General features: G+C 63.1%; 20 protein-coding genes. 17 read left to right on the forward strand and 3 right to left on the reverse strand.

Features of this window, described 5'->3' with window-relative positions:
• Nucleotides 1–9: 9 nt before the first annotated feature.
• Genes C5P05_RS07200 through C5P05_RS07210 form a run of 3 tightly spaced genes read right to left on the reverse strand, consistent with a single transcriptional unit; the run spans nucleotide 10 to nucleotide 3,603 of the window.
• On the reverse strand, nucleotides 10–1,617 hold the full coding sequence (locus C5P05_RS07200; protein WP_114969175.1) for a carboxyl transferase domain-containing protein: 1,608 nt from the start codon (nucleotides 1,615–1,617) through the stop codon (nucleotides 10–12).
• 34 nt (nucleotides 1,618–1,651) lie between these two features.
• Nucleotides 1,652–2,440 carry an enoyl-CoA hydratase/isomerase family protein gene (locus tag C5P05_RS07205; protein ID WP_114969176.1) on the reverse strand — a complete coding sequence of 263 codons (789 nt, stop codon included), beginning with the start codon at nucleotides 2,438–2,440 and terminating at the stop codon, nucleotides 1,652–1,654.
• Complete coding sequence (locus C5P05_RS07210; RefSeq protein ID WP_114969177.1) at nucleotides 2,440–3,603, reverse strand: acyl-CoA dehydrogenase family protein; 1,164 nt, start codon at nucleotides 3,601–3,603, stop codon at nucleotides 2,440–2,442. Before C5P05_RS07210 ends, C5P05_RS07205 begins: the two co-directional genes overlap by 1 nt.
• A 156-nt stretch (nucleotides 3,604–3,759) precedes the next feature.
• Between C5P05_RS07210 and C5P05_RS07215 the strand changes: the two genes are divergently transcribed.
• The 17 genes from C5P05_RS07215 to C5P05_RS07295 all read left to right on the forward strand — a co-directional run bounded on the left by C5P05_RS07215 (nucleotide 3,760) and on the right by C5P05_RS07295 (nucleotide 23,277).
• Complete coding sequence (locus C5P05_RS07215; protein ID WP_114969178.1) at nucleotides 3,760–5,808, forward strand: NADPH-dependent 2,4-dienoyl-CoA reductase; 2,049 nt, start codon at nucleotides 3,760–3,762, stop codon at nucleotides 5,806–5,808.
• Between the two features lie 18 nt (nucleotides 5,809–5,826).
• Complete coding sequence (locus tag C5P05_RS07220) at nucleotides 5,827–6,993, forward strand: acyl-CoA dehydrogenase family protein (RefSeq protein WP_114969179.1); 1,167 nt, start codon at nucleotides 5,827–5,829, stop codon at nucleotides 6,991–6,993.
• A gap of 92 nt (nucleotides 6,994–7,085) precedes the next feature.
• Nucleotides 7,086–8,252, forward strand: a complete 1,167-nt coding sequence (locus tag C5P05_RS07225; protein WP_114969180.1) for an acyl-CoA dehydrogenase family protein — start codon at nucleotides 7,086–7,088, stop codon at nucleotides 8,250–8,252.
• Nucleotides 8,249–9,418: an acyl-CoA dehydrogenase family protein gene (locus C5P05_RS07230; RefSeq protein ID WP_114969181.1), complete on the forward strand. Its 1,170-nt coding sequence runs from the start codon at nucleotides 8,249–8,251 to the stop codon at nucleotides 9,416–9,418. The genes C5P05_RS07225 and C5P05_RS07230 overlap by 4 nt, the downstream gene beginning before the upstream one ends.
• Nucleotides 9,415–9,822, forward strand: a complete 408-nt coding sequence (locus C5P05_RS07235) for a Zn-ribbon domain-containing OB-fold protein (RefSeq protein ID WP_114969182.1) — start codon at nucleotides 9,415–9,417, stop codon at nucleotides 9,820–9,822. Before C5P05_RS07230 ends, C5P05_RS07235 begins: the two co-directional genes overlap by 4 nt.
• Nucleotides 9,819–10,976 (forward strand): thiolase, encoded by a 1,158-nt coding sequence (locus tag C5P05_RS07240; RefSeq protein ID WP_114969183.1) that lies wholly within the window; start codon nucleotides 9,819–9,821, stop codon nucleotides 10,974–10,976. Before C5P05_RS07235 ends, C5P05_RS07240 begins: the two co-directional genes overlap by 4 nt.
• A 29-nt stretch (nucleotides 10,977–11,005) precedes the next feature.
• Nucleotides 11,006–11,926 (forward strand): SDR family oxidoreductase, encoded by a 921-nt coding sequence (locus C5P05_RS07245; RefSeq protein ID WP_114969184.1) that lies wholly within the window; start codon nucleotides 11,006–11,008, stop codon nucleotides 11,924–11,926.
• Between the two features lie 98 nt (nucleotides 11,927–12,024).
• Nucleotides 12,025–12,882 (forward strand): MaoC/PaaZ C-terminal domain-containing protein, encoded by an 858-nt coding sequence (locus C5P05_RS07250; protein ID WP_114969185.1) that lies wholly within the window; start codon nucleotides 12,025–12,027, stop codon nucleotides 12,880–12,882.
• 51 nt (nucleotides 12,883–12,933) lie between these two features.
• Nucleotides 12,934–13,737: an enoyl-CoA hydratase/isomerase family protein gene (locus C5P05_RS07255; RefSeq protein WP_114969186.1), complete on the forward strand. Its 804-nt coding sequence runs from the start codon at nucleotides 12,934–12,936 to the stop codon at nucleotides 13,735–13,737.
• A gap of 14 nt (nucleotides 13,738–13,751) precedes the next feature.
• A complete protein-coding gene (locus C5P05_RS07260; protein WP_114969187.1) occupies nucleotides 13,752–14,918 on the forward strand; it encodes an acyl-CoA dehydrogenase family protein in 1,167 nt (388 codons plus the stop codon).
• Nucleotides 14,919–14,927: 9 nt separating this feature from the next.
• The gene (locus tag C5P05_RS07265; RefSeq protein ID WP_114969188.1) at nucleotides 14,928–16,145 is read left to right on the forward strand and encodes a CaiB/BaiF CoA transferase family protein; all 1,218 of its coding nucleotides are present in this window, start codon (nucleotides 14,928–14,930) and stop codon (nucleotides 16,143–16,145) included.
• 142 nt (nucleotides 16,146–16,287) lie between these two features.
• Nucleotides 16,288–17,139, forward strand: a complete 852-nt coding sequence (locus C5P05_RS07270; RefSeq protein ID WP_114969189.1) for an ABC transporter ATP-binding protein — start codon at nucleotides 16,288–16,290, stop codon at nucleotides 17,137–17,139.
• Nucleotides 17,126–19,072, forward strand: coding sequence for an AMP-dependent synthetase/ligase (locus tag C5P05_RS07275; protein ID WP_114969190.1), 1,947 nt, complete (start codon nucleotides 17,126–17,128; stop codon nucleotides 19,070–19,072). The genes C5P05_RS07270 and C5P05_RS07275 overlap by 14 nt, the downstream gene beginning before the upstream one ends.
• 3 nt (nucleotides 19,073–19,075) lie before the next feature.
• The gene (locus tag C5P05_RS07280) at nucleotides 19,076–19,963 is read left to right on the forward strand and encodes a branched-chain amino acid ABC transporter permease (RefSeq protein WP_114969191.1); all 888 of its coding nucleotides are present in this window, start codon (nucleotides 19,076–19,078) and stop codon (nucleotides 19,961–19,963) included.
• 5 nt (nucleotides 19,964–19,968) lie between these two features.
• Entirely contained in the window at nucleotides 19,969–21,042 is a 1,074-nt protein-coding gene (locus C5P05_RS07285) for a branched-chain amino acid ABC transporter permease (protein ID WP_114969192.1), read from the forward strand.
• 46 nt (nucleotides 21,043–21,088) lie between these two features.
• Nucleotides 21,089–21,904, forward strand: a complete 816-nt coding sequence (locus C5P05_RS07290) for an ABC transporter ATP-binding protein (protein ID WP_041390610.1) — start codon at nucleotides 21,089–21,091, stop codon at nucleotides 21,902–21,904.
• Nucleotides 21,905–22,020: 116 nt separating this feature from the next.
• Entirely contained in the window at nucleotides 22,021–23,277 is a 1,257-nt protein-coding gene (locus tag C5P05_RS07295) for an ABC transporter substrate-binding protein (RefSeq protein WP_114969193.1), read from the forward strand.
• Nucleotides 23,278–23,516: the final 239 nt, after the last annotated feature.

Here is a 23,516-nt window from a genome sequence, read left to right on the forward strand (position 1 = left end):
GCGTCCTGATTAAAAGCGGAAAATTCCGAACGGCGTCGGCTTGGCGGCGGTGCGGGAGGCGAGGTCGAGCAGCAGCCCCATGGCGTCGCGGGTTTCCACCGGATCGATGATGCCGTCCACCCACAAATTCGAGGAGAAATTCGTGGCTGGCTGGAAATCTTCGTAAATTTTGCGTACCGGGGCTTTGAATGCCTCTTCTTCCTCGGGCGTCCACTCTTTGCCCTCGGTCTTGTTGATCTGCTTGCGCACCAGCGCCATCACGGTGGCGGCCTGGTCCGGGCCCATGATGGCCGCGCGGCCGGTCGGCCAGGCGAACATCGCCGTCGGGTTGAACGGGCGGCCGCACATCGCCAGGTAGCCGGCGCCGTAAGAGGCGCCCATGATGATGGTGTACTTGGGCACGTTGGCCGAGGCCATCGCCGTGATCATCTTGGCCCCGGCCTTGGCGATGCCCGCCTGCTCGGCGGCGCGCCCGACCATGAAGCCGGTCACGTCAGCCATGAACAGCAGCGGTATGTCGCGCTGGCAGCACAGGTCGATGAAATGCGCTGCCTTCATCGCGCTGTCCGGGAACAGCACGCCCTGGTTGGCCAGGATGCCGACCTCGTGGCCATGGATGCGGGCAAAGCCGGTCAGCAGGGTGTCGCCGTACATCGGCTTGAATTCCTGGAACCGGCTGTCGTCGACAAAGCGCGCCAGAATCTCGCGCGTGTCGGTCGGAATCTTGGTGTCGCGGCTGATGATGCCGTAAATCTCGCGCGGGTCGAAGCGTGGCGGCAGCGAAGGCTGACGCGTCCAGCGTGGCTTGAGCTGCTCCCCCAAATCGCGCACGATTTCACGCGTGATGGCCAGCGCGTGGCGGTCATCTTCGGCGATGTGGTCGGTGACGCCACTGACGCTACAGTGCATCTTGGCACCGCCCAACGATTCGGCATCGACCGTCTCTCCGGTGGCGGCAAAGGTCAACTCGGGGCCGCCCAGGTACATATAGCCCTGCTCCTTGACGATCACCGCCTCATCGCACAGCGCCGGGATGTAGGCGCCACCCGCCGTGCAGGGCCCCATCACCACGGCGATCTGCTGGATGCCTTCGGCCGACATGCGCACCTGGTTGTTGAAGATGCTGCCGAACTGGCCCACGTCGGGAAAGATGTGGGCCATCTCCGGCAAGAAGGCGCCACCGCTGTCCACCAGCGTGATGCAGGGCAAGCGGTGCGCCCAGGCAATCTGCTGCGCCCGCACATGCTTCTTGCAGGTCATGCCGTAGTAGGTGCCGCCCTTCACGGTGGCGTCGTTGGCGATGATCATGCATGCCCTGCCCTGCACCAGGCCGATGCCGGTGATGATGCTGGCACCCGGCGGCACGCCGTGGTACATGCCTTCGCCGGCCAGCATGCCGACTTCCAGGAAAGGCGAGCCCGGATCGAGCAACACTTCGACGCGATGGCGCGGCAAAATTTTGTTGCGCGCCAGATGCTTTTCCCGCGCTTTGAGTGGCCCACCGGCCAGCGCCAGTTGACGGCGCTTTTGCAGGTCCGCGATCACGGCCTCATAGGCTTCGCGGTTGAGTCGGAATTCGTCGTCGGAAGTCGACACACGTGAGGAAAGGATGGTCATATGCGCTCTTGCACCGATTCGTAAGGGAAAGTACTCAGGACTTGAACACCGGTGTACGGCGCGCTTCGAAGGCCGCCAGACCTTCGCTGACATCGTCATCGAGCAGAGCGGCACTGGCCAGGTCTTCCTCCAGCTGGAGGCCGAGCTCCGATGAACCCTCCATGCCCTGACGCGCAAGGCGTTTCATGGTCGCCATGCCGATGCGGCTGCGCGTGGCGAGCTTGGTGCAATACGCCAGAGCTTCCTCATGCAGCTTGTCAGGCTCGACCACATAGTTCACCAGCCCCCACTGCTCGGCCGTGGCGGCATCGATCCAGCGCGCCGAAAAGAACAGGTCCAGGCCACGTCGCAGGCCGACGATGCGCGGCATGCGCTGGCTGCCGCCCCAGCCGGGAATCAGGCCGAACTGGGCATGCTGATCGCCAAAGCGCGCGTCCCTGGCGGCAAAGATGATGTCGCAAGCCAGCATCAACTCGCTGCCCCCGGCCAGGGTCAGGCCCTGACAGGCCGCCACCACCGGCAGATCGCTGCGCTCCAGGCGCTTGAGCACGCTGTGACCATAGCTGATGAAATGCTTCAGCCTGGCCGGATCGGCGCGCAGCGACTTCACCTCATCTAGGTCGGCGCCGGTGCAGAAATGCTTGCCTTGCGCCCGAATCAGGATGGCGCGCACCCCGGAGTCGGGCTGCTCGAACCCGTCGATGGCGGCCTTGATGGCCGCATGAACGGACAGCGACAGGCAATTGAATTTTTCAGGGCGTGCCAACTCAATAATGCCGACCGCGCCGGCACGGCTGACCACCACAGGGGATGTCTGACTCATTATTTACTCTCCTTGGAATATTGCACGGCAGCGCGGCCGACGCGCTCGCGGGCCACGATCAGTTTCATGATTTGCGCCGTGCCGTCGCCGATTTCCAGGCCCATCACATCGCGCAGGCGCTGCTGGTGCGGCAGGTCCATCGACCAGCCGTAGTGGCCAAAAGTCAAAAGGCACTGATGGATCGCATCGAACGAGGTCTTCGGGGCCATCCACTTGACCATCGCAGCTTCCGCAGTGTGCGGCTGGCCTGCGTCGCGTAAGGCCAGGCCGTGGTAGCAGAGCTGGCGGCAGGCGGCAATCAGGGTCTCGAATTCAACAATCGGAAAGCTCACGCCCTGGTACTGCGCCAGCGGCGCGCCAAAGGTGTGGCGCTCTTTCACGTACTCCCAGGTTTCGTCGATCGAAGCCTGCGCGGCGGCCACGCATTGCAGCGCGATCAGGATACGGCTGAAGTCAAAGCCCTGCATCACCTGCGTGAAACCCTTGCCCTCGGCGCCCAGCCGGTTCTCGAGCGGCACCCGCACGTCGTCGAAAAACACCGAGCCACGGCCGATGATCTTGCTGCCGACGTCGTCGAAGCGGGTGCGTTGCACGCCGGGTTGGTCCAGCTCCACCAAAAAGGCGCTGATGCCGCGCGCGCCCTCCTCGGGCTGGCCGGTGCGTGCGAACAACACCATGGCATCGGCCTGGTCGGCAAAGGTGATGGAGGTTTTCTCGCCCGAGAGGATGTACTCGTCGCCCACCCGGCGCGCCTTGAGCTGCAGGTTGGCGGCGTCCGAGCCACCGCGCGGCTCGGTCAGACCCAGGGCGACGATGGCCTCGCCCGCCACGATCCGGCTGTTCCAGGTGCGCGCCAGCTCGGGGGACGCATTGGCATGGATGATGGCGCCCATCAGCGAACTGAGCAGCTGCATATAGCTGACGTTGAAGTCGCCATAGGCTATTTCCTCGGTGATGATGCCGGCCGTGACGCCGCTCAAGCCCATGCCGCCATATTCCTCAGGCAGATCGACACCGATCAGACCGAGTGAGCCCATTTCCCTGAACAGCGCCCGGTCAATACCCGGCTGCGACTCGCGCTTCTGGTAATCGGGCCTGAGTTTCTCTCGCGCAAAGCGGCGCGCCACGTCACGCAGCGCAATTTGATCATCGTCGAAAATCATCGCTAGTAGCTCCTGGTTGACTGTTGCCGAAACCGCCGCCGCCGACCCTACCGTCAACCCTATGAGAATTGAGGTAAGCGCCGATTGCAAAATCAGGCGACTCCATGTAATATAGCACCAAACAGTTGTTAGTTAGATATGCTGGAGAATTTCTGAATGCCCCACGAGCCCATGGCCCCTTTTCCACGACTGCTGTCTCCCCTGAAGGTCGGCGCGCACATCCTTGGCAACCGGGCTCTGATGGGCTCCATGCACACGCGACTGGAGTCGCTGGACTGCGCCGTTGACCGGCTGTCCCTGTTCTATGCCGAGCGGGCGCGCGGTGGTGCGGGCCTGATCGTCACCGGCGGCTATGCCCCTTGCCAGGATGGCTTGCTGGATGAAACGGGGCCCCTGCTGGTCACGACGGAGCAGGCCGATGCGCTCAAACCGATCCCACAGGCGGTGCATGCCGAAGGCGGCAAGATCATTCTGCAAATCCTGCACACCGGCCGCTACGCGAAAATCGCCAGGCCGGTCGGCGCCTCCGACATTCCCTCCCGCATCAACCCGCGCGCGCCGCGCGCCTTGAGCACGGCCGAAGTCTGGCAAACGATTGAGGACTTCGTGCGCTGCGCCGAACTCGCGCAACGCGCCGGCTTCGATGGCGTCGAGATCATGGGCTCGGAGGGCTACCTGCTCAACCAGTTCACCGTCACGCGCACCAACAAGCGCAGCGACGAATTTGGCGGCAGCGTGGAGAATCGCCATCGCCTGCCGGTAGAAATCGTGCGGCGCACACGCGAACGCCTGGGCCCAGAGTTTCTGCTGATGTTCCGGGTGTCGGCGCTCGATCTGGTCGAAGACGGCGCCCCGGCCGATGAAATCGCCCAACTCGCGCAGGCGGTGCAGGCCGCTGGCGCCGATATTATCAACACCGGCATCGGCTGGCACGAAGCCCGCATCCCGACCATTGCCTACGTGGTGCCGCGCGCCGCCTGGCGCTTTGCCGCGGCCCGCATCAAAAAGGCGGTCACCATCCCGGTCATCGTCTCCAACCGCATCAACACCCCGGCGCTGGCCGAAGATATCCTGGCCAGCGGCGACGCCGACATGGTGTCGATGGCGCGCCCCTTCCTGGCCGATGCCGACTTCGTGCGCAAGGCGGCGCAGGGTCGCGCCGATGAGATCAACACCTGCATCGCCTGCAACCAGGCCTGTCTCGACTACATCTTCGCCGACCGGCCTGCCACCTGCCTGGTCAATCCACGCGCCGGGCGCGAGCTGGAGTTTTCGCTCATGCCGCCACCGGCGGCGCGGCGCAAGGTGGCGGTGATCGGCGCCGGCGCGGCCGGGCTGGCCTGCGCACTGAGCGCTGCCGAGCGCGGCCACGCCGTCACCCTGTTCGAGGCCGGGCCCGAGATCGGCGGCCAGTTGAACCTGGCCCGTGCCGTGCCGGGCAAACAGGAGTTCAACGAGCTGCTGCGCTATTTCAAACAAGGCGTGGCGCGGCACGGCGTGACGCTCAAGCTGGACACACGGGCGGATGCCCCATCGCTCGCTGCCGGCCACTACGACCGCATCGTGGTCGCCACCGGCGTGCGCCCGCGCCTGCCGCAAATTCCGGGCATCCCCCACCCCAAGGTGGTGAGTTATGCCGACCTGCTGTCGGGCCGGGTGCAGGCCGGCCACAAGGTGGCCGTGATCGGCGCCGGCGGCATCGGCTTCGACGTGGCGACGTTTCTGCTGCACGAATCCCCGGCCGATGCCGCCCGGCCGCAGACGGTCGCGCAGTTTCAGGCCGAATGGGGGGTCGACACCTCGCCCACAGCCGCAGGCGGCCTCAAACCGGCGCAGCCGGTCAGCGCAGCGCGCGAAGTCACTTTGCTGCAGCGCAAACCTGAGAAACCCGGCCGTACCTTGGGCATGAGCACCGGCTGGGCACTCAAGGCCGAACTGGCGCGGCGCGGCCTGCGCACGCTTTCGGGCTGCACCTACGAACGCATCGACGACACCGGTCTGCACCTGAGCGTCAACGGCGTGCCGCAAACACTGGTGGTGGACACCATCGTCCTGTGCGCCGGCCAGGACAGCGAGAACACGCTGGCTGCCGAATTGCGCGCGCTCGGCCTCGCACCCGAGATCATCGGCGGCGCCGATCTGGCCGCCGAACTCGACGCCCTGCGCGCCATTGACCAGGGCACACGCCTCGGTTTGGCCCTCTGACCCCACTGGAACACCCCCATGGATTTCACCCCCAACCCGGAACACGAAACCATCCGCGAAGCCATCGGCAAAATCTGCGCCCGCTTCGACGACAGCTACTGGCTCGAACGCGACAAGGTTGGCGGCTTTCCGCACGAGCTGCACCGCGCCCTGGCTGACGGCGGCTGGCTGGGCATTTGCCTGCCGCAGGAGTATGGCGGCGGCGGACTGGGCATCAGTGAAGCGACCGTGATGATGCAGGCCATCTCGCAGTCGGGTGCCGGACTGTCGGGCGCATCGGCCGTGCACATGAACATTTTCGGCCTGCAGCCGGTGGCCGCGTTTGGCACCGAAGCGCAGAAACGCCACATGCTGCCGCCGCTGATCGCGGGCCGCGAAAAGGCCTGCTTCGCCGTCACCGAGCCCAACACCGGCCTGAACACCACCCGCTTGAAAACCCGCGCCGAACGGGTCGGCGACCACTATGTGCTGTCCGGCCAGAAGGTCTGGATCTCGACCGCCCAGGTGGCCGAAAAGATGCTGATTTTGGCGCGCACCACGCCAATTGAGGACTGCCAGAAACCGACCTTCGGCCTGAGTCTGTTCTACACCGACCTCGACCGCCGTTTTGTGCAGGTGCGCGAAATCGAGAAGATGGGACGCAAAGCAGTCGACTCGAACGAACTCTTCATCGACGGCCTGCGGGTGCCGGTGGAGGACCGCATCGGCGACGAGGGCCGCGGCTTTGAATACATCCTGCATGGCATGAACCCGGAGCGGGTGCTGATCGCCGGTGAAGCGATCGGCCTGGGCCGCAAGGCGCTGGAGGTGGCCGTCAAGTACGCCAGCGAGCGCGTGGTCTTTGACCGCCCCATTGGCAAGAACCAGGCCATCCAGCATCCGCTGGCGCAATCGTGGATGGAACTGGAGGCCGCCGAGATGATGGCGATGCGCGCGGCCTGGAAATACGACAACGGCCTGCCCTGCGGTGCCGATGCCAATGCCGCCAAATACATGGCGGCCGAGGCCGGTTTCAACGCCTGCCAGCGCGCCATGGCGACGCTCGGTGGCTATGGCTACGCCAAGGAATACCACGTCGAGCGTTACCTGCGCGAAATGATGATTCCGCGCGTCGCGCCGATCAGCCCGCAACTCATCCTGTGTTTCATCGCCGAGAAGGTGCTGGGCCTGCCCAAATCCTATTGACACTCACGAACCCATGACCCATTTTCTTCCCGCTGAGGCCAGCCATGCCCTCGTCAATACCTTTCTTTAACCATGACAGCACCCACCCCATCATGACCACCACCCACGACAGCGAACGCGCTGAACAACTGACCCTGCTGCGCGAAAGCGCACTCAGTTTCGCCACCAAGGAATCGCCCCTGACCCGCGCCCGCGCCCTGCGCCAGCAGACGCCGGGCTTTGAGCGCCGCTTCTGGGCCGCCCTGGCCGAGCAGGGCTGGACGGGGCTGCTGGTCCCCGAAACCCTGGGCGGCTACGAGCAAGGCTTCACCGAAATGGCCGAGGTGGTCGCCGCACTCGCCTCTCAGGTTGCGCCCGAACCCGTGGTGCCGGTGCTGGTCTTCGCCGGCCGCCTGCTGGCCCATGCGGGCAGCACCGACATCGCCACCCGCCTGCTCACCGAGGTGGCCGAAGGCCGCACCCTGCCCGCCGTGGCCTGGCAGGAAGACATCACCGGCGCCAAAGACCGGACGGATCAGGCAGCCACCCGGCTGGAGCGCCAGGCCGACGCCCTGCTGCTCAATGGCAGCAAGCGCCATGTGCGCCCCGGCGCCGGCGCCGACGGCTACATCGTCAGCGCCACGGGACCGGGCGGCCTGGCCCTGGTGTGGGTGCCCGCCGACACGGCCGGCCTGACCGTGAGCAGCCAGCCGCTGGCCGACGGCAGCTATGCCGCCCAGCTTGATTTGAACAGCGTTCGCCTGCCCGCCAGCCACCTGCTGGCCGAAGGGGCCCATGCCGTCGCCGCGCTGACCCGCGCTTACGATGAAACCCTGGTATTGGCCAGCGTTGAACTGCTGGCCCTGGTGCGCGGCATGCTGTCCATGACGCAGAACTACCTGTGCACGCGGGTCCAGTTCGGCAAGCCGATCGGCAGCTTCCAGTCGCTGCAGCACCGCGCCGTCGACCTGTTGATTCAGCAGGAACTGACCGCCAGCGTGGTGGCGCAGGCCCTAGCCCTGCTCGATGACCCGGACAGCAACTCCAGCGCGCGCTCGGCCATGGCCAGCCGCGTCAAGTCACGCGCATCGGACGCCGGGCTGCAGGTCGCGCGCGAAGCGGTGCAACTGCACGGCGCCATCGGCGTCACCGATGAATACGACCTCGGTCTGTACCTGCAGCGCGCCCTGGTGCTGTCCGCCTGGCTGGGCAACGGCAGCCAGCAGCGCCGCCGCTACGCCGACCTCACCCAAAACGCCACCGCGCAGGAACACGCATGAACACCACCGCCTCCACCACCACCGACTGGAATGCACTGGACAACGCCAGCTTTCGCGCTACCCTGCGCGAATTTTTTGAAAAACATTTCCCCAGCGAATGGCGCTACCCGCAGCGGCGCCTGCGCTGGTCCGAAATCGGACCGTGGTACCTGAAGCTTTCGGAAAAAGGCTGGGTCGCGCCGAGCTGGCCCACGCAGTACGGCGGCATGGGACTCTCGCCCGAAAAACTCATCATCTTCATCGAAGAGCAGGAGCGCTGGGGCGTGGCGCGCGCGCCCGACATGGGCATCACCATGGTCGGCCCGCTGCTGATCAACCACGGCAACGACGCCCAGCGCGCCTACTACCTGCCCAAGATCATCGCCGGTGAGCACATCTGGTGCCAGGGTTACTCCGAGCCCAATTCGGGTTCCGACCTGGCCAGCCTGCGCACCGAAGCGGTGGTTGACGGCGACGATTTCATCGTCAACGGACAAAAGACCTGGACCACGCTGGCGCAGGACGCCACCCACATCTTCCTGCTGGTGCGCACCGACAAATCAGCCAAGAAGCAGGAGGGCATCAGCTTCCTGCTGGCCGACATGAAGACACCGGGCATCACGGTGCGCCCCATCCGCAACATCGCGGGCAGCGAGGACTTCTGCGAGGTCTTCCTAGAAAACGTGCGCGTGCCGCGCGCCAGCATCGTGGGCGAGTTGAACAAGGGCTGGACCATCGCCAAGGCACTGCTCGGCTTCGAGCGCATCTTCCTGGGCAGCCCCAAGCAAAGCCAGTACGCGCTGGCGCGCGTGCGGGAAGCCGGGCAGCGGCTCGGCCTGTTCGAAGACACCGGTTTTGTCGACCGCTACACCAAACTGGCGCTGGACGTGGCCGACCTGGGCGCGCTCTATGGCCGCTTCATTGACCAAGTCAAACGCGGCGAAACCCTCGGCCCCGATGTCTCCATGCTCAAGCTGTTCGGCACCGAAACCTATTCGCGCCTGGCCGACCTGCTGGTCGATGTCATGGGCTCGAGTGGCGGCACGCCCGGCTCCACCGCCCTGCCCGGCGGCAAGACCGATGCGCTGACCACCTTCTACAACGCGCGCCCGGCCACCATCTACGGCGGCAGCAACGAAGTGCAGCGCAACATCCTGGCCGCCAGCGTGCTGAAGTTACCTTCATGAGCGGCGTGCGCCATCCTGTTTTTGAAGGCCCCGGCCCGGACGCGCTGTTCGCGCAGGCGTTGGCGCAAGGCCGCTTTCAGATTCAGCATTGCAGCGCCTGCCACCAGCATGTGTTTTACCCACGCACGCTGTGTCCGCATTGCGGCTCGGCCCAGCTTGACTGGGTGGCTCCCAGCGGCGCGGCTTGCGTCTACTCCAGCACCACGGTGCGCCGAAAACCCGAGTCCGGCGGCGACTACAACGTCGCGCTGGTGGACCTGGCCGAAGGGCCGCGGCTGATGTCGCGCATCGATGGCGTGGCACCCGACCAGGTGCGCATCGGCATGCGCGTGCAGGCCCGCGTGATCGACGACCCCATCAAGGGCAAGTTACTGGTCTTCATCCCCGAGGGCACCACACCATGAGCGCCGTCTCCCCCCTGCGCGGCGCCGCCGCCATCGTCGGCGCCAGCCTGGGCGGCGTGCCCATGGCGCCGGGGCGCAGCGCGCTCGAAATCCTGGGCGAAGCGGTGCACGGCGCGCTGGCCGATGCGGGCCTGAAGCTGTCCGATGTCGATGGCCTGTTCACCGGTTCGTCCTACCACTTCCTCGCCGGCCTGTCGGTGGCGGAGTACTTGGGGCTCAAGCCCAAATTCTGCGAAGCCACCATGGTCGGCGGCTCGTCCTACGTCAGCCACCTGCTCACCGCCGCCATGGCCCTGCACACCGACCAGTGCGAGGTGGCGCTGATTTGCTACGGCAGCAACCAGGGTTCGGGCTTCGGCAAGCTCAAGTCGATGGCCGAAACGCCCTTGTACGAAGCGCCCTACGAGCCGCGCTACCCGATCTCCAGCTACGCCCTGGCGGCAGCGCGCCACATGCACCAGTACGGCAGCACGCGCGAAGACCTGGCGCACATCGCGGTGGCGGCGCGCCAGTGGGCGCAACTCAATCCGCTGGCCTACGCACGCGATCCGCTCAGCATCGAGCAGGTGCTGGCTTCGCGTCTGGTGAGCGACCCGCTCTCGGTACTCGATTGCTGCCTGGTCACCGACGGCGGCGGCGCCCTGGTGCTGGTGCGCAGCGATCGGGCGAAAGACTTTCCCAAGCCGCCGGTCTACGTGCTGGGCGCGGCCGCGGCCACCTGGCACCGCCAGATCGGCTCCATGCCCGACCTGACCGTGACCGCCGCCGCCGAGTCGGGGCCGCGCGCCTTTGCCATGGCCGGTCTGACCCCGAAGGATGTGGACGTGCTGGAGCTGTACGACGCCTTCACCATCAACACGCTGCTATTCCTCGAAGACCTGGGCTTTTGCGCCAAGGGCGAAGGCGGCGCTTTTGTGCGCAACGGGCGCATCGCGCCGGGCGGCGTGTTGCCGGTCAATACCAATGGTGGTGGCCTGTCGTGCTGCCACCCCGGCATGTACGGCATGTTCCTGCTGATCGAGGCGGTGCAGCAACTGCGCGCCGAGGCCGGGGAACGCCAGGTGCCGGGCGCGGAGATCGCCCTGTGTCATGGCAACGGCGGCGTTCTCTCAAGCCAGGTGACGGCCCTGCTGGGCACGGCCGCCACCGTCTGATTTTTTTACTTAACGAACAGGAGTCATTCATGAACAAAGGCATCATGCTGCAAGACAAGGTGGCCGTGGTCACCGGCGCAGGCCGGGGCATCGGCCGCGACATCGCACTGATGATGGCGGCGCAAGGCGCCAAGGTGGTGGTCAACGACATCGGCGCCTCGGTCGGCGGCGAAGGCAGCGACGCCAGCCCCGGCCAGCAGGTGGTCAACGAGATCAAGGCTGCTGGCGGCCAGGCCGTTCTCAGCACCGACAGCGTCTCGACCTGGCCCACGGCCAACCGCATCATCGAGTGCGCGGCCGACACCTTCGGCCGCATCGACATCGTCGTCAACAATGCCGGCATTCTGCGCGACCGGCTGTTCTTCAACATGTCGCCCGAGGAGTGGAGCGCCGTCATCGACGTGCACCTCAACGGCAGCTTCTTCACCTCGCGCGCGGCCGCCCCGCATTTCAAGACACAAAAATCGGGCGCCTACGTGCACATGACCTCCACCTCGGGCCTGATCGGCAACCTGGGCCAGGCCAACTACGCCGCCGCCAAGCTGGGCGTCGTGGCCATGTCACGCCACATCGCCGGCGACATGCAGCGCTACAACGTGCGCTCCAACTGCATCTCGCCGTTCGCCTGGAGCCGCATGATCGGCGCGATCCCGACCGACACCCCCGAGCAGCAGGCGCGCGTGGAAAAGCTGAAAAAACTCGGCACCGAACAGATTGCGCCGATGGCCACCTTCCTGGCCAGCGATGCCGCGGCAGACGTCACGGCCCAGATCTTCGCCGTGCGCGGCAACGAGATTTTCCTCATGAGCCAGTCGCGCCCGATCCGCGGCATGCACACCAGCGAAGGTTGGACGCCCGAGACCATCGCCGAGCGCGTGCTGCCCGCGATGAAGCAGAACTTCTATCCGCTGGAGAGCTCGAACATCGTGTTCTCCTGGGACCCGGTCTGAGATGCGCGCCCCCACGTTTGCGGCTTTGCCGCTGCACTGCCCCCCGAGGGGGCTTCGCCCTTCTTGGGGCGGCCCGGCGAAGTGCGGCGTCTAGCACCATGGCGATCAACTACGAGCAACTGATGGCATGGCCGTTCGAGGACGTGCACCATCGCTACACGCAGCAGGGCACCATGCTCTATGCGCTCGGCGTCGGCCTGGGCACCGACCCGACCAACGAGACCGAGCTGCGCTTCGTCTACGAGAAAAACCTGCTGGCGCTGCCCACGCTGCCGGTGGTGCTGGGCTACCCCGGCATGTGGCTCAAGGACCCGGCCACCGGCGTCGACTGGGTGCGTCTGGTGCATGGCGAGCAGGGCTTGCGCCTGCACCAGCCCTTGCCGCCCGAGGGCGAGGTGATCGGGCGCACGCGGGTGAGCCAGATCATCGACAAAGGGCCGGGCAAGGGCGCGCTGATCTACACCGAGCGCACGGTGACTGACGCCGCCAGCGGCGAGTTGCTGGCCACGTTGAATTCCACCACCTTCTGCCGCGCCGACGGCGGCTTTGGCGGCCCAGCCGGCCCGGTCAAAACTGTGCATGAACTGCCCACGCGCGCGGCTGACCACAGTGTCGATTTCGCCACCCAGCCGCGCGCTGCGCTGATCTACCGGCTCTCGGGCGACTACAACCCGCTGCATGCCGAACCCGCGGTGGCAAGCGCCGCCGGCTTCAAGCGGCCCATCCTGCACGGCCTGGCCACCTACGGCATCGCGGGCTGGGCCGTCGTCAAGCAGGTGTGCGGCGGCGACCCGGCCGCCATGCAATCGCTTGACGTGCGCTTCTCGTCACCGGTTTATCCCGGCGAGACGATACGCACCGAGCTTTGGGTCGACGGCAAGGTCGTGTCGTTTCGCGCCCGCGCCGTCGAACGCGACATCCTCGTGCTGAACAACGGACGCGCCGAGCTGCGCTGACCGTCCATTGCCTTTCATTTTCATTTTCTATTTTTTTCAAGGAGCCTCAAGATGAACTACGCTGACTTTCAATTCCTCAAGTTCGACAACAAACCCAATGGCGTGCTGCTGATCACCATCAACCGCCCCGAGGTGATGAACGCCACCAATGCCCGCCTGCATTGGGAGCTGACCAAGGTCTGGGGCGTCGTCAACGACGATCCCAAGACCAAAGTTGCCGTCATTACCGGCGCTGGCGATCAGGCCTTTTCGGCCGGCGGCGATCTGGAGTGGGTTGCCAACATGGTCGGCAACCCCAAGGAAATCGCCAACACCATGACCGAGGCGTCGGACGTGGTCTACAACATGATGGCCTGCGACAAGCCCATCATCTCGGCCATCAACGGCGTGGCCGTGGGCGCCGGTCTTGCAGTCGCCTTCCTGGCTGACATCAGCATCATGGCCGAGGAGGCCAAGATCACCGATGGTCACGTCAAGATCGGTGTCGCCGCCGGCGACCACGCCGCCATCCTGTGGCCGCTGCTGTGCGGCATGGCCAAGGCCAAGTACTACCTGCTGACGGCCGAGTTCGTCAACGGCAAGGAAGCCGAGCGCATCGGCCTGGTCAGCCTGTGCGTGCCGCGCGCCGAGCTGATGGACAAGGCGATGGCAGTGGCCAACAAACTGGCCATGGGTAGCCAGCAGGCGATCCGCTTCACCAAACGTTCCTTGAACGGTTGGATGAACGTGGCGCGCCCGATCTTCGAGAGCTCGCTGGCCATGGAGATGCTGTGTTTCCTGGGCGAGGACGCCAAGGAAGGCGTGGCATCGGTGCGCGAGAAACGCGCGCCCAAGTTCCCTTCCGCCCAACTGTAAAGAAAGAGTCCCCCATGGATTTCAACCTGACCCAGGAACAACGGATGATCTACGAGTACGGCGACCGTATCTCGAAGCAGTTCGATCACAACTACTGGCGAGGCTACGCCGAGAAGAACGAACGTCCGGTCGAGCTGTACCAGCAGATCACTGACGACGGTTTTCTTGGCATCATGGTGCCCGAGGCCTATGGCGGTGCCGGCCAGGGCATGACCGAAATGCTGCTGTTCATGGAGGGCCTGGCCAACAACGGCATTCCGCTGCTGAACCTGGTGGTCGGGCCGACCATGACCATGGGCCTGCTGGCCAAGCACGCCAGCGAGGACATGAAGCGCCGCTTTCTGCCGGGCGGCTGCACCGGCGAGATCAAGTTCTGCTTCGCCATCACCGAGCCCAACGCCGGCTCGAACTCGATCGAGATCACCAGCATCGCCAAGTCCGACGGCAAGGGCGGCTTCAAGCTCAACGGCCAGAAGGTCTTCATCACCGACGCCAACTGCGCCGACTACGCCATGGTCGTGACGCGCACCACGGCGCGCGCCGACGTGAAGAAGAAGACCGACGGCTTCACCATCTTCATGGTCGACATGAAGAAGAAGGGCATCAGCAAGACCTTGATTCCGATTGCCTTCCCGGTGCCAGAAACGCAGTGGCAGGTGTTCTTCGACGACGTGGAACTCACCGAAGCCGACGTGCTGGGCGAGGTCGGCAAGGGCTTCAACATTCTGTTCGACACCCTCAACCCGGAGCGCATCATCCTGTCGGGGCTGTGCACCGGCGTCGGCCGCTTCGCGCTCAAGCGCGCGGTTGACTACGCCAATGATCGCAAGGTGTTCAACAACACGCCCATCGGCGCCTACCAGGGCGTGCAGCATCCGCTGGCCATGGCGCGCAGCGAAATCGAAATGGCTTCGCTGATGGCGCTCAAGGCCGCCTGGGCTTTCGACCAGGGCCTGCCCGCCGGCGAATTTGCCAACATGGCCAAGTACGCTGCCGCCGAAGCCGGCATTCACGCCGTCGACAGCGCGATCCAGTGCTTCGGCGGCAACGGCTTCACCAAGGAATACGGAATCTACGATCTGTACGGCCTGGTGCGACTGCTGCGCACCGCGCCGCTGAACCGTGAAATGGTGCTCAACCACATCGCCGAGCATGTGATGGGCCTGCCGCGCTCGTACTGACAGGTGTCCATGAGCACAAGTTCTCCCCGCCCCATCTTCGGCGCGCTGGCCGGCCTGAAGGTGATCGACCTGTCGCGCGTGCTCGGCGGGCCGTACTGCGGTCAGATCCTGGCCGACCACGGCGCGCGCGTCATCAAGGTCGAACCGCCCGCAGGTGACGAAACCCGCGCCTGGGGCCCGCCCTTTGCCGACGATGGCACCGCGGCCTACTACAACGGCCTGAACCGCAACAAGCGCGACATCGCCATCGACCTGTCCAGGCCCGAAGGGCGCGAGATCGTGCTCAAGCTGCTGGAAGACGCCGACGTGCTGATCGAGAACTTCAAGATCGGCACGCTGGAGCGCTGGGGCATCGGCTATGAACAGAGCTTGCGCGAACGCTTTCCGCGCCTGATCCACTGCCGCGTCAGCGGCTTCGGCGCCGACGGGCCGCTGGGCGGCGCACCGGGCTACGACGCGGTGGCGCAGGCGCTGGGCGGCCTGATGAGCGTCAACGGCACGCCCGACACCGGCCCGCTGCGGGTCGGGGTGCCGGTGGTCGACATCACCACCGGCCTGTCGGCCGTGATCGGCGTGCTGCTGGCGGTGATCGAACGCCAGCGCTCCGGGCGCGGGCAATTCGTCGAGGCCACACTGTACGACACCGCCGTGTCGCTGCTGCACCCGCAAAGCGCCAACTGGTTGCAGTCGGGCCAGACACCCAAGCTCAGCGGCAATGCGCATTCCAACATCGCGCCTTACGACAAGTTTCTGACCCAGACCTGCGAGGTGTTTCTGGGGATCGGCAACAACGGACAGTGGAAGAAGCTGTGCGAGTTCCTCGGCCGTCCCGACATGGCCGATGAGCCGCGCTTTGCCACCAACGCCGACCGATTCCGTGAGCGCGACGCGCTGCGCGCCCTGCTGGAGGCATATCTGCTGCAGGTTGATGGCGAGTGGCTGTGCCGCGAGTTGCTGGCCGCCGGCATTCCAGCCGGCGCCGTCAGGACCATTCCGCAGGTACTGACCGACCCCCACACCCTGCATCGGGACATGGTGGTGCAGGTGGAGGGGGTTCAAGGCATTGGCATCCCGGTCAAACTGTCGCGCACGCCCGGCCAAGCCCGCACGATGGCGCCGCGCTTCGGCCAGCACACGCGCGAACTGCTCATTGAACACGGCTACGGCGCTGCCACCATTGACGTCCTGATCGCACGGGGGACCATCGTGGAACACGTTGCAACATGAACCAGGCCTGTCAGAGTAGGGGAAATCCCTTGAATACCTAACTAATGTTAGGCTTTAAAATAAAAATCTTTTATGCAGAACAAAAAGTCGGCAAACTGCGCACAGGCAGATAGTCAACCGTGAAATGTCATAGGCACCTTCAGTGATCAACACCATCAGTACCCATACCAGTACCAGAGAGCGGGGATCAACTCCGACGCAAGCCAGCAACCAGGCAACAGAACCCGTCCTCGAATGTCGAGGACTGGAGCGCCGTTTCGGTGGCTTGGTCGCACTAACCGGGGTCAATCTGCGCATCGAGCGCGGCGAGATCTTTGGCCTGGTCGGGCCCAATGGCAGTGGCAAGACAACCATGACCAACGCCATTACCGGTTTCTTTCCACCCCAGGTCGGCAGCATATTGCTCAATGGCCGCGACATCACCGGCATGGCGCCGCACAAGATCGCCGCCCTGGGCGTGGCGCGCACCTTCCAGAACCTGGCGCTCTTCAACGGCATGAGTGTGCTCGACAACATCCTGCTGGGGCGCCACATCCATATGAAGCCCGGCGTGGCCAAAACTGCCCTCTATTGGTGGCTGGGCCGCAAGGATGAGATGGCACACCGGCTCAAGGTCGAAGAAATCATCGACTTCATGCAGCTTCAAAGCGTGCGTGACGAGATGGTAGACAGCATTCCGATCGGATTGAAAAAACGGGTCGAACTGGCGCGCGCGCTGGTGGCCGAGCCCAGCTTTCTGGTTCTTGACGAACCGATGGCCGGCATGAACCAGGAAGAAAAGGAATACATGGCCCGCTTTATTCTCGATGCGCGTGACGAGCGCAATGTCACGGTGCTGCTGATCGAGCATCACATGGACGTGATCACCGGCATCTGCGATCGCATGATGGTGCTCAGCTATGGTGAAACCATCGGAACCGGGATTCCTGCCGAGGTGATGAAGGATGAGCGCGTGATCAAGGCCTATCTGGGGGGTGCGCATGCAACGCGCTGATATTGACTCTGCCAAGGACGGCAACACCACAACCTGGGACCTGGGTGTCGACACCACACTCGTCCGCATTCTGGCCCGCAACGCCGAGTTGCTCGGCGAGCATGTGGCAATGCGCGAAAAGCACCTGGGAATATGGCAGGAAACCACCTGGTCGCACATGCTGGATGCCACGCTCGCCTGCGCAGCCGGCATGGAAAGCATGGGTTTTGGTTCCGACGATGCCATGCTGGTACTGGGCGACAACCGGCCCCGGCTTTACATGGGCATGCTCGCGGCCGGCATGCTGGGCGGCTACGCGATGCCGGTCTACCCTGATGCAACATCCGACGAAATTCGTCACTTCATGCAGGAGGCGCATGTCCGCTTTGTCCTGGCCGAAGACCAGGAACAGGTCGACAAAGTACTCGACCTGGGCGAACAGGGATCAGCGATTGAGCACGTTATTTATGACAATGCTCGCGGTTTGGCCGGCTACCCCGATCCAGGGCTGGTGTCGTGGGACAAGGTACAGGAAATCGGTGCCGCGCGCCTGCGGGCCGAGCCAACTTTGCGCCGGGCCCTGATTGAGCGGGCGCAGCCCGACGGACCCGCAGTGTTTGTGCATTCGTCGGGGACCACCGGCAAACCGAAGGGCGTGGTGTTGAGCCACCGCAATTTACTCTCCGGGGTGCGCAACGCCCATCGCGGTGGCGCCTTCACCTTTGGCGAAACCATCCTTGCCTATCTGCCGATGGCTTGGGTAGGTGACTTTGCGATCACGGTCGGCGCTGGTGTTGCGCTGCGCTTCACCATCCACATTCCAGAGCGTCAAGAGACGGTGCTGCACGACCTGCGCGAGGTGGCGCCCACTTTTTATCTGGCTGCGCCCCGCAGTTGGGACAACATGCTAACCACCATCCAGGTACGCATGGAAGATTCGACACCACTGAAGAAGTGGCTCTACGATGTTTTCATGAACTCCGCGCTGGCCGCCGAACGAAGCAAACTTGAGGGAAAACAACCCAGCCTGAAAGAGCGTCTGATGCGCCCGCTGGGTGAATTGCTGATCTTCGGGCCGATCAAGGACCAACTGGGCCTGACCCGCTTGCGAAACGCCTTCACCGGCGGCGAAGCGATTGGCGAGGACACTTTTGTTTTTTACCGTGCACTCGGCGTGAAATTGCGACAGTTCTATGGTCAAACCGAAAGCAGCGCCTTCAATGCCTTGCAGGACATCGAAGAAGTACGCCTGCACACGGTCGGCAAACCGCTGCCCGGTGTGGAAGTCAAGATCGGCGACAACGGCGAGATCATGGTTCGGTCCGGAAGTGTGTTTTCCGGTTACTACAAGCTTGAAAATGCCACCCGGGAAGCACTTGAGGATGGCTGGTTGCGCACGGGCGATGCTGGTTATGTTGAGCCTGACGGACATATGGTGGTGCTCGGAAGATTATCGGAGGTGGTGTACACCGCCAAGGGCGAACGCTACATTCCGAACTACATTGAGAACCGCCTCAAGTTCAGTCCGTTCATCAAGGACGTGGCAGTGCTCGGGAGCGGTCGCGACACACTGGCGGCCATCATCTGCATCGACAAGGAGCCGGTTGGCCATTGGGCCGAGGTACGGGGCATTTCCTACATGTCCTATGCCGACCTGTCGCAAAAACCCGAGGTGATCGAACTGGTCACGGCAGCCGTCAAGCGCGTCAACAGCATTCTGCCGGATGGCTTGAAACTGCATCACTTCGTGTCCTTGCACAAGGAGTTCGACCCCGACGATGGCGAGGTGACGCGAACCCGCAAGTTGCGCCGCAACGTGGTGGAACAGCGTTATGCGCCCATCATTGATGCGATCTACGGTGGTCAAAAAATGGTCACGATGAAAGCACAGATCACGTACGAATCCGGTGAAGTCGGCACCATCGAGCGCCAACTCTCGGTGCAGGAGATTTAAATCATGGACTTTTCACTATTTGCCGAATTGGCCATCAATGGCGCGCTGTCGGGGCTGATGTATTCACTGGTGGCCATGGGCATCGTGATCATCTACAAGTCGTCCTCGGTGCCCAACCTGGCGCAAGGTGCGATGACCATGCTGGGTGCCTATGTGGTGCTGGCGATTGCCAATGGATTAGGTGTGTCGATGTGGGCCGCCATCCCGCTGGCAATGGGGACGATGTTCTTTGTCGGCATGGGTATCGAGCGGGTGGCCTTGCGCCGGCTGGCGGGCCGCCCCATCATCATGATCCTGATGATGACGCTGGGGCTGGACATCTTTATACGCGCAACCACGATGGCCATCTGGGGTGGCGGAGGCAGTACGCTGTCCATTGGCATCAGCGACGAACCGCTGTTCCTGGGGCCCCTGTTGTTGAATCGGGCTTATGTCGTGGGGGCCGTGGTGGCGGTCGCGCTGTTTTTGATTTTCATGTTCTTCTTTCAAACGCGCAGAGGCATTGTCCTGCGCGCCATCTCCGATGATTACATCGCGTCGTGGTCGATCGGTATTTCGGTTGAACGCGGGGTGGCATTTTCATGGGCCATGTCCTCGGTTCTGGCCACCACAGCCGGCGTGTTGTGGGGCTCGGTTCAAGGGGTCAATCAGGGGCTGGCTCTGCTATTGCTCAAGGGCCTGACTGTCGCCGTTCTGGGCGGTCTTGACAGCATCGGCGGTGCCATTCTGGCCGGCTTGCTGCTGGGCCTTCTTGAAGGCGTTGCGTCAGGCTATCTCGACCCATTGGTGGGTGGTGGCAGCCGCGACCTGGTGGTTGCCGCAACGCTGATTCTGACCATCCTGATTCGGCCCCACGGTCTGTTCGGGCGCCACGACATTGAAAGGATCTGAAGGTCATGTTATTTCGTCAATCAGGGATTTCCCATACCAGTTACGCCAACGCGCGCTCGCTTTTTCCGCTACCCGCGGATCGCTGGATGATCGGCTTGTTGCTGGCCTTTGCGTTAACTGCGCCATTCACCATGAGCTCGCTCGTCCTCAGCACCCAGCTGTTACCGTGGCTGGTGTGGACTGCGGCCGTGCTCGGCTTGAACCTGATCCTGGGTTGGGCCGGTCAGTTCCACTTCGGCTATGCCGCCATCATGGGCATCGGCGCCTACACGGCGGTGCACGGCGCACGCAACGGCATTCCCTGGGAGATCGCGGTGGTGCTCGGCGGCGTGATGGCCGCTGTGATCGGCATCGTTTTCGCTTTCGCGGCGCTGCGCGTGAAAGGCCTGTATCTGGCGCTCAGCACGCTGGCACTGCAGTTCGTGATGGACTGGGTGATCTCCCACGTGCCGGCCATCAGCGGTGGCTCCCAGGCCACGCTGCAAGCACCCGCGATGCGCTTGCTCGGTCAGGCCGTCACCTCAGAGAGTGGCTTGTACTATATGGCGCTGGGCTGGTGCCTGTTCGTGACCGTCTTCATGCTTAATCTGCGCCGCACAGGTCTTGGCCGCGCGCTCGTTGCCGTGCGTGAAAAGGACTTCGCCGCGGCAGTCATCGGCGTGCACAGCCTGTATTACAAGCTGGTGGCGTTCGCCACCTCGTCCTTCATCGGCGGCATCAGCGGCGCTATCCTGATCTTCACCTTCTACCGGGTGGCGACACCGGAGCAATTTGCGGTTAACGTGTCCATCGAGTTGCTGGCCATGGTGATCGTCGGCGGACTGGGCAGCATCATCGGCAGTTACTTTGGGGCCGCCTTCATTCTATTGATGCCCGGCCTGATGAACAGCCTGATCGCCTGGCTGGCGCAGCTCATGGGTATCTCGCTCGGCGTTGAAACGCTGGCCCACATTCCGCATGCGGTTTATGGCGCACTGATCATTATCTTCCTGCTGGTCGAGCCGATGGGCCTGGGCAAGATGTACACCAATCTGCGCAACTACCTGCTGGTCTGGCCCTTCGGCTACGCCCGAAAGTAAAAACGACATCATGGCGACTGACAACTTAACCCCCTCCCCAACGCTGATGCAAAACCAGACAGCGGAACCTGCCTTGATATTGTCACTGAACAATGTCGAGGTCATCTACGATCATGTATCGCTCGCCATCAAGGGCATTTCGATCGATGTGCCGCAAGGCGGCATGGTTGCACTGCTGGGCGCCAACGGCGCTGGTAAAAGCACGACGCTGAAGTCGATCAGCGGCCTGCTGCGCCCTGAGCGCGGCCTGGTAACCCGCGGTGAGGTGCAATTCCTGGGTCAGAACATCGATGCGCTGGCGCCTCAGGAGCGCGTCAAGCTCGGTATCGTTCATGTGCTGGAAGGGCGGCGTGTGTTCGAACACATGACGCCTGACGAGAACCTGGTGGCGGCCTCGGCGGTGCGTGGCACCCGCCAGGACATGCTGCGTAACAAGGACATGGTTTACAGCTACTTCCCGCGCTTGCATCAGCGACGCACCGCGCAGTCCGGCTATCTGTCAGGCGGCGAGCAGCAGATGCTGGCCATTGGCCGTGCATTGATGACGCAACCCAAACTGCTGATGCTTGACGAGCCGAGCCTCGGACTGGCACCTTTTCTCGTAGCCGAGATTTTCGACATTGTCCGACGCATCAACAAGGAAGAAGGGCTGTCCGTTCTGCTGGTGGAACAAAACGCAATTGCCGCTCTGGAGGTCGTCTCGCATGGCTACCTGATCGAGAACGGACGCGTGGTGATGCATGACAGCGCAGAAGCCATGAAGAAAAACCCGGACATCCAGGAGTTCTATCTGGGCGGCACCGAAGGCCGCAGTTTCCATGACATCAAGCACTATCGCAGACGCAAACGTTGGCTGACCTGACCCCCCGTGGTTACCCTGTCCACGTCGATACCTGATTTGGCGTTCAGTCTTGGGCCGTACTGTACGGCGTGCCCATCGGACTTTTTTTAATCCGTACGTTTCTTAGGAGAACAGACATGAGATTCAAGTTACTTTCTGTCGTGGCCGGTCTGGGATTGGCGCTTGCCGGTCTGCAGTCCGCGCAGGCGCAGGCGCCAGCGCAGCCGATCAAATTCGCGCTTTGTTATGACCTGAGCAAGTCCTACGGTTTTGTTACGCCACAGGTTTCCCAAGCGGTACGCGACTATGCACAAATCCTTAACCAGAAAGGCGGCATTGAAGGGCACCCGATTGAGATTCTGGTTCAAGACCATGGCAACGAGCCGCAACGCGGCATTGAGTGCTACGAAAAGATGAAACGCGAGGGCGCCATTGCCTTCGATTTCCTGTCCACGCCGGTTTCCCGCGCCGTACTTCCTCGCGCCATGGCCGATGGCAATGTAATGATGCAGTCTTTTGTAGGCCGTGGCGATGCGGTCGATGGCGATGTGTTCAAGTGGATTTTCCCCATCGGGCCGACCTACTGGGGCCAAATGGCCAACAACATCCAGTACCTCAAAACCAAGTCCGGCGGCAACCTCAAGGGCGTGAAGATCGCGTTCATCTACCCCGACTATCCGTTCGGGCAGGAACCGATCGGCGTGTTGAAGACGCTCGCGGCCAAAGAAGGCTTTGAGCTGCAGTTGGTTCCCAACCCGATGCCGGGCAATGACCAGGCCGCCGCCTGGACCCAGATCCGCCGCTTCAACCCCGACTGGGTCCTCAGCTGGAACCTGGCCAACATGCACGTCGTCGCCTCGCGCGAAATGAAGCGCAACGGCATCGCGATGGACAAATACCTTTCCGTCAACTGGCTCAACGAAATTGATCTTGCCAACATCGGTCTGGAAAACGCCAAAGGCCTCAAACGCGGCACCAACGTGGTGGGGGGGCAGAGCCACCCGCTGATGCAGCAAATCATCAAGGATCTTTACGAGAAGGGCAAAGGCAGCGGTGACCGCAAGCATCTCAACGATGTCTACTACAACACCGGCCTGGCTATCTATGCCAGTGTTTTCGAAGGTGCTCGCCTGGCCATCAAGCAAAGCGGCTGGCCCATCACGCCGGACAAAATGAAACGCGGTCTGGAAAGCCTAAAAAACTTTGATGCCGAAGACTTGATCGCCCCAGTGACAGTGACCGCCAAGGATCATGGCGGAGGCGGCAAGACCCGCATCGACATGTGGGATGGCGCCAAGTGGGTGCCACAGACCGACTGGTTCTCCGCGTACAACGATGTCGTCCAGGAAATCGTCAAAAAAGAATCCGGCGAGTTCGCCAAGTCCAAACCGTAATTGGAATACCCCTGAGGGGCATGGTCGGGCCATAGCGCACCGACCATGTCCCCTTATCCCGTGTTTTTCGGGTCGTCATTGGGTAACCGATGAAGCAGGCCGCGTGGCGCCCGATGCGGCGGCTTGCACTGCAAATCGTCTGGTCAATTATCTGAAATCTGAAAATGCGGGAAATTTAAACGTCATTTATCTAACTATCGTTTGACAGTTACACTATCATCACATCAATCAAGCGCCAA

This window comes from Rhodoferax ferrireducens (assembly GCF_003347515.1).
Lineage (GTDB): Bacteria > Pseudomonadota > Gammaproteobacteria > Burkholderiales > Burkholderiaceae_C > Rhodoferax.